Below are 6,935 nucleotides of genomic sequence, written 5' to 3' on the forward strand. Positions count from 1 at the left end.
CCCGCGCCGGGCCGCGAGTCGCAGACCCGCGCCTCGGCCGGCTTCCGGGTGGTGGTCGAGACCGCCGACGCCGACGAGGCCCAGTACGCGGCCCGACGGGTCGCCGCCCTCGCGCCGGTGCTGCTGGCACTGTCGGCGAGTTCCCCCTACTGGGCCGACGGCACCGATTCCGGGTACGCCTCCACCCGCTATTTCGAGAGCCAGTGGTCGCCCGCACACCTGCCCGCCTATGCCGCCGACACCGCCGACGAGGCGCTCGCCTGCGAGGACGAGATCGTCGCCACCGGCGTGGTCGCGGGACGGGAGGGGATCGCGGTCGACGTCCGCCCCGCCCGGGACGGGGACGGGATCGAACTCGTGGCCTGCGATTCGTGCAGCACGATCGACACCCTCGTCGTCGTCGCCGCCCTGTTCCGCGCGGCGGTCGACCGCGTCCTGGCCGAACGGGACGCCGCGCAGGGCACCGGATCCGGCGGGTGGGACGGACCCTCCGACGCCGTGCTGGCGGCGGCGTTCTGGCGCGCCGCACGCTCCGGACTCGAGGGGGACCTCGTGGACGTGGCGACCGGGCGCCCCCGCCCCGCCACCGAGGTGCTCACCGGACTGGTCGACGACCACGTGGACCACCTCCGGGCCGGTGGCGAACTCGACCTGGTGCTGAACCTGCTCGACGGGGTCCGCGGTTCCGCGACCTCGGCGACCCGCCAACGCGCGGCGCACCGCCGTCGGGGACGCCGCAGCGACGTGATCGCCGTCCTGCTGGCCGAGACCGTCGAGCGGATCCGCCCCCGGGACACCGCCGACGACCGCGGGATGCGACACATGCTCGCCTCCTACTCGCCGCTCGGGGAGGCGGTCACCGAGGAGGTGCACGACGAGGCCATCTCCGAGGACGGCAACCCGCGGCCCGAGTACGTGGACCTGCTCAAGGCCGTGTCCGACATGGGCCCCGAGGTCCTGTGCGAGCGCAAGGAGCAGGTGGACGACAGACTGCGCTCCATGGGCATCACGCTCAAGGTGTACGGCAAGGACGAGCCGCAGGTCTTCCCGCTGGACTCCGTCCCGCGGATCGTCCCGGCTGACCAATGGGCGCGGATCTCCGCGGGCATCGAGCAGCGGGCGCGCGCGATGGAGATGTTCCTGCGGGACATCTACGGGGCGGGCGAGATCAGCCGGGCCGGCGTGGTCCCCGCCGAGGCGCTCCAGCGCGCACCGGGGTTCCGTCCCACCGGACGCGCGGTGCCCGAGGGCGTCCTCCACGCCCCGGTGTGTGGCGTGGACCTGGTCTCCACGGCGCCGGGCGAGTGGATCGTGCTCGAGGACAACCTGCGGATGCCCGGGGGGATGGCGATGGCGGTCGCACTGCGCGACCGGATCGCCGAGGGTTTCCCCGAGTTCGGTGCGCGGTCGGAGGTCCACGACCCCCGCGAGGCGCTGGCGATGCTGACCGACACCCTGCGGGCGGCCGCGCCCGAGGGGGTCGACGATCCCGCCATCGGCGTGGTGGTCGCCGAGGACGAACTCGAGGCGTACGACCTCAAGAGTGTCACGGAGGCGGTCGGTGGCACCCTGGTGACGCCCTCGGACCTGGTGTGCGAGGACTCCGCCCTGTGGCGGGTCGAGGGCGGGGAGCGGCAGAAGATCGACGTGCTCTACGTCCGTATGGACGAGGAGATGCTCCTGTCCTCTACGGGCGCAGATGGCACCGCGCTGCGCAGTGGGCTTCTGAACGCGATGGCGGAGCACGGCGTCGCCGTGGTCAACGCGCCCGGCAACGGTGCCGCCGACGACAAGGCGATCTACGCCATGGTCCCCAAGATCATCGACTTCTACCTGGGCGAGAAGCCCCTCATCGGCCAGGTCGACACGTACCTGTGCGCCGACCCTGACCAGCGTCGACAGGTCCTCGACAGGCTCGGCGAGCTGGTCGTCAAGCCGATCGACGGCTACGGCGGGTCCGACATCACCGTGGGCCCGGAATGCTCGCCCCGGGAGCTCGACGAGCGTCGGGACGAGCTGCGCCGCCACGGGGACCGGTTCGTCGCGCAGGAGGTGCAGTCGCTGTCCACCCTGCCGACGTTCGACGGCCGCGAACTGCAGCGACGCCACGTCGACATGCGGGCGTTCGTCATGTTGCGGCACGGTGAGGGGGGAGAGATCGCCGCTACGGCCCCGCCTGTCGCACTGACGCGCGTGGCCCCGGCGGGCACCATGGTCGTCAACGCCTCGAGCGGAGGCGGCGGAAAGGACACCTGGATTCACCGTGCCTGACACCACCGAGGTCGACGTCGAGGTCACCGAGGAGGCCGAGTCCCGCGACGTCGCGGGACCACCCGACGACGCCGCCGGGGGGCCCACCCAGATCCGCCACACCACGTCCCCCAACCTGTCGCCCGACGGGTCGATGTTGGCGTGTGTGGTCACCGAGCGCACCGGCTACCCGCGCGCCGTGCAGCGGCCGCTGGGGCCGGGTGGGCTGGACGGGGCCGGGCCGGAGCGCGACGTCGTGCTGCCCGTCGACGGCCCCGTGCGCCGCGTGGCCTACTCGCCCAACGGCAGGTGGCTCGCCTGCGAGGTCGCCCCGGACGGCGGCGAGCGCGAACGGATCTGGCTGGTCACCACCGACCCCGACGATCACGACGTCTACCCCGTCGACACCGTGGGCGACGCCACCGTCCAGATCGTCGGCTGGGACGGCGACCTGCTCGCGGTGACGGCGTTCGACTCCGAGGGCCTGGCCGAGGGCCGCCTCGTGGACCCCGAGACCGGGGAGCACACCGTCGTCGATCGACGGATGGGCGGTGCACTGGTCCACGCGTGGGACGGAGCCGCGCTGTTCCGGGTGGGTGCCCGCGGTAACCGCGAGTTGCTGCGCATCGTCCCCGACGGCCGGTGGTGGCCACTGCTACCCGTCGACACCGGCTCCACCACGGACGCCGGAGTCATCCTCGACGCGGGGGACGACGACCGTCCCATGCGGATGGTCGTCCGCAGCGACCATTCGGCGGACCGGATGGGCCTGCTCGCGGTCGAGGCGGACGAGGACTCCACCGAGTCCTGGCCGGTGGCGTTCCGCACCGACGCCGATCTCGACCGCGTCGAGGTGAGCCTGGACCGCTCGACCGCGGTGCTGCTGTGGAACGTGCGCGGTGGTCTGTCGGAGATCGAGGTCCTCGACCTACGGCCGGAGCGCCCCCGCGTGATCGTTCGGCCACCGCTGCCCGAGGTCGTGGCGACCTCACCCACGCTCACCGCAGACGGCCGGTTGCTCGCGCTCACCATCGAGAGCCTCGACCAGCCGCCGCGCGTGGTGATGTACGACGTGGACAACCGCAGGTGGACCGGGCGGCCGCCCGAGCAACCCGACCCCGCGCCGACGTTGGTCGAGTTCACCGCCCGTGACGGGCTCCAGCTCAGCGGCTGGCTCTACCGTCCCGACATCGGCGACGAACCGGGCCCGACCGTGGTCCACCTCCACGGCGGTCCCGAGGGGCAGTCGCGCCCCGGGTACAACGACATCGCCCGCCGCTACCTCGACATCGGCGTGAACTACTTCCTGCCCAACGTGCGCGGCTCCACCGGTTCGGGGCGTTTCTTCAGTCACGCCGACGACCGCTACGGTCGCTTCTCCGGCATCGACGACGTCGAGGACGCGTTGCTGCACCTGATCGACGAGGGCATCGCCGATCCAGGCCGGGCGGTGGTTTCGGGCCGGTCCTACGGCGGCTACCTGGTCAACGCCACCCTGGTCCGCCACCCCGGCAGGTGGCGAGGCGGAATCGCCGCGTGCGGGATGAGCGACCTGCAGACCTTCTACCGCACCACCGAGCCGTGGATCGCCGCGGCCGCCTACCCCAAGTACGGCAACCCGCTCCAGGAACGTGAGCTACTGCGGGAGGCCTCGCCCCTACGGCGGTACCACCACGTGGACGTCCCGATGCTCTTCGTCCACGGCGCGCACGACACCAATGTGCCGCTCAGCGAGACCGATCAGGCCGTGGAGTTCCTGCGCCGGCGCGGCGTACCGGTGGACGTCCTGCTGTTCGAGGACGAAGGTCATGAATTCGTGAAATTGGCCAACCGGCAGCGTCTCGGCGACCGGGTGGTCCAGTTCTGCCAGGAGGTGTTCGATGTTCGGACGCAAGAAGAATGAGACCCCCGACCCGACCGGGTTCGAGGGCCGGCTCGTCGGGTGGCGGCGGCACATCCACGCCCACCCCGAGCTGTCCTACGAGGAGCGGGAGACGACCGAGTACATCGAGGGCGAGCTCCGCTCGATGGGGCTCAAGCCCGAGCGGTTCGAGGTGGGCACCGGGCTGTGGTGCGACGTCGCGGCCGCCGACGGGGCCACGTCGACCGACGTGGTGGCGCTGCGCGCGGACATCGACGCGCTGGCCATGAGCGAGGAGTCCGGCGAGTCCTTCTCCTCCGAGGTCGAGGGCGTCAGCCACTCCTGCGGGCACGACGGCCACACGGCGATGCTGCTGGGCGCCGCCGAGATGCTGGTCGCCGACCCGCCGCCCCGCCCGGTGCGCCTGATTTTCCAGCCGGCCGAGGAGACGATGCCCGGCGGTGCCAAGGACTGCGTCGAGGAGGGCGTGGTCAAGGGCGTCGACCGCATCCTCGCGCTGCACTGCGACCCGCACCGCCCGGTCGGCGAGGTGGGCGTGACCGGCGGGGCCATCACCTCGTCCAACGCCAAGATCGGCATCACCGTCCACTCGGACGGCGGGCACACCGCGCGTCCGCACGAGACCCAGGACACCGTCTTCACCCTCGCCCAGATCGTCACGGGCGTCACGGGCGTGATCGACCGGCGGATCGACCCGCGGTCCGGCACCGTGCTCACGTGGGCCTCGATCAAGGCCGGCGGGTCCGCGCCCAACGTCATCCCCGACTCGGGCGAGATCTGGGGCACGCTGCGCAGCGCGGACCGGGACGTGTGGGCGACCGTCGAGCCGCTGGTCCGCGAGACGGTCGAGCGGATCGGTGCCCTGTACGGGGCGCGCACTGAGGTCGAGTACATCCAGGGTGTGCCGCCCGTGGGGAACGACGACGAGTGCGCCGACCTCGCGGCGAAGGCCGTCCAATCGGTGCTCGGAACCGACGGGGTGGGCACCGCTGACCAGTCCAGCGGCGGCGAGGACTTCGCCTGGTACACCGAGGAGATCCCCGGCGTCTACCTGCGGTTGGGGGTGTGGGACGGCGAGTCCGAGGAGACGGATCTCCACCATCCGGGCTTCGTGCTGGACGAGCGGGCGCTGGCCCACGGTGCCCGCATCTTCGACGCGTTCGCCCGCCTCGACCGCCCCGCCTGAGCTGGCGGGGCGGATCCCGGCCGCGCGCGCTCACTCTCCCGCCCTCGTGCGCTCACCCTCCCGCCTTTGGGCGCTCACCCTCCCGCCGAGCAGAGGATTTCGCCGGTATCGCCCGAGAGCGGGTGTGCGAAACCCTCTGCTCGGCGAGGTGCGGGGAAACCGGCCCCGTCAGCGCACGGTGATCGCCGCGTCTCCGGCGGGGACGAGTTCGCCGATCACGGTGCCCCCCGGGATCTCCCCGGCCACGAGCAGCCCGCCGGAGGTCTGGGCGTCGGCGAGCAGGAGCAGCTCGTCCTCGTCCACGTCGGCCGCGAGGTGCGGACGTACCCAGTCGAGGTTGCGGCGCGTCCCGCCGCTGACGTATCCGTCGGCGAGCGCCTGACGGGCGCCCTCGAGGTAGGGCACCGCGGCGGGGTCGATCACGGCCGAGACGCCGCTGGCCCGGGCCATCTTGTACAGGTGGCCGAGCAGGCCGAACCCGGTGACGTCCGTGGCGCACTCGACCCCGGCGGCCAGGGCGTCCCGGGAGGCGACGTCGTTGAGGGTGGTCATCGTCTCGATCGCCTCGCGGCTCACCTCCCCGGTGTTCTTGTGCCGACAGTTGAGCATCCCGATCCCCAGCGGCTTGGTGAGCGACAGCGGCATCCCGGCCCGGCCCGCGTCATTGCGCAGCAGCCGGTCCGGGTCCGCCAGCCCGGTGACGGCCATGCCGTACTTGGGCTCGGGGTCGTCCACGCTGTGCCCGCCGGCCACGTGGCATCCGGCGGCGCCGGCCACCTCCTGGGCGCCACGCAGCACCTCTCCGGCCATCTCGTACGGCAGGACGTCCATCGGCCAGCACAGCAGGTTGATCGCCATGATCGGCGTCCCGCCCATCGCGTAGACGTCGGACAGCGCGTTGGCCGCGGCGATGCGCCCCCAGTCGTACGGGTCGTCGACGACGGGGGTGAAGAAGTCGGCGGTGCTGATGACGGCCCGGCCACCGGTGATCCGCACCGCCGCCGCGTCGTCGCCGTCGTCGAGGCCCACGATGAGTTCCGCGGCCGGATCGCGGACCGGGGCCCCGATGAGGTCGGCAACGACGTTCTCCAGAGCACCGGGCGGGATCTTGCAGGCACACCCGCCCCCGTGCGCGTACGAGGTGAGCCGGGCTGCGGGCGAGATGGGTTCGGTGGTCATGGTCCGACCCTAACGAGGCGGCGCCGATCGGTGGGCGCGGCCGGGGACCACCGCCTAGTCTCGTGGGGCAGGGAGGCGTCCGGGCACCTGGTGGTCCCCGCGGTCTTCAAAACCGACGTGGCCGAGTATCTCGGTCAGGCGGGTTCGATTCCCGTCCGCCTCCGCCACAACCTCACCGTCACCGGCACCGATCCGAAAAGGGGAACGGACGATCACCGAGCAGCCGCACGAGGGGTCGGGGCCGTCGTCGCCCGATCCGCGTCGCCTCATCCCGTCCACCGACGTCCTGCTCCGCGATCCGCGCCTCACCGGGGCGGTCGACGGGCTGGGCCGCGAGCTGGTCAAGGGCGAGATCCGGGGCGCGCAGGACCGCGCCCGCGCGGGAGTGCTCCGGGCCGACGAGATCGTCGACGCGGTGCTCGACGCGCTGCCCGGCGC

At 72.4% G+C, this 6,935-nt stretch carries 4 protein-coding genes, 1 tRNA gene and 1 pseudogene; 5 read left to right on the forward strand and 1 reads right to left on the reverse strand.

Features of this window, described 5'->3' with window-relative positions; genetic code table 11:
• From G6023_RS14270 to G6023_RS14280, 3 genes are all read left to right on the forward strand, one after another.
• Positions 1-2,271, forward strand: a 2,271-nt coding sequence (locus G6023_RS14270) for a glutamate-cysteine ligase family protein (RefSeq protein ID WP_182636132.1), incomplete at its 5' end; no start/stop codon positions are given.
• Positions 2,264-4,153 carry a S9 family peptidase gene (locus tag G6023_RS14275; protein WP_096906362.1) on the forward strand — a complete coding sequence of 630 codons (1,890 nt, stop codon included), beginning with the start codon at positions 2,264-2,266 and terminating at the stop codon, positions 4,151-4,153. The genes G6023_RS14270 and G6023_RS14275, both read left to right, overlap by 8 nt.
• The gene (locus tag G6023_RS14280; protein WP_182636135.1) at positions 4,131-5,318 is read left to right on the forward strand and encodes a M20 family metallopeptidase; all 1,188 of its coding nucleotides are present in this window, start codon (positions 4,131-4,133) and stop codon (positions 5,316-5,318) included. Before G6023_RS14275 ends, G6023_RS14280 begins: the two co-directional genes overlap by 23 nt.
• A gap of 168 nt (positions 5,319-5,486) precedes the next feature.
• Here G6023_RS14280 and selD read toward each other — a convergent pair whose 3' ends face one another.
• Positions 5,487-6,497, reverse strand: a complete 1,011-nt coding sequence (selD, locus tag G6023_RS14285; RefSeq protein WP_096906360.1) for a selenide, water dikinase SelD — start codon at positions 6,495-6,497, stop codon at positions 5,487-5,489.
• A 71-nt stretch (positions 6,498-6,568) separates the two neighbouring features.
• Between selD and G6023_RS14290 the strand changes: the two genes are divergently transcribed.
• A tRNA-Sec gene (locus G6023_RS14290) sits at positions 6,569-6,664 on the forward strand.
• Positions 6,665-6,783: 119 nt separating this feature from the next.
• Positions 6,784-6,935, forward strand: a pseudogene (locus tag G6023_RS15705) (L-seryl-tRNA(Sec) selenium transferase); the annotation flags it as partial.

It is taken from the genome of Dietzia sp. DQ11-71 (assembly GCF_014144995.1).
In the GTDB taxonomy this organism is placed as follows: domain Bacteria; phylum Actinomycetota; class Actinomycetes; order Mycobacteriales; family Mycobacteriaceae; genus Dietzia; species Dietzia kunjamensis.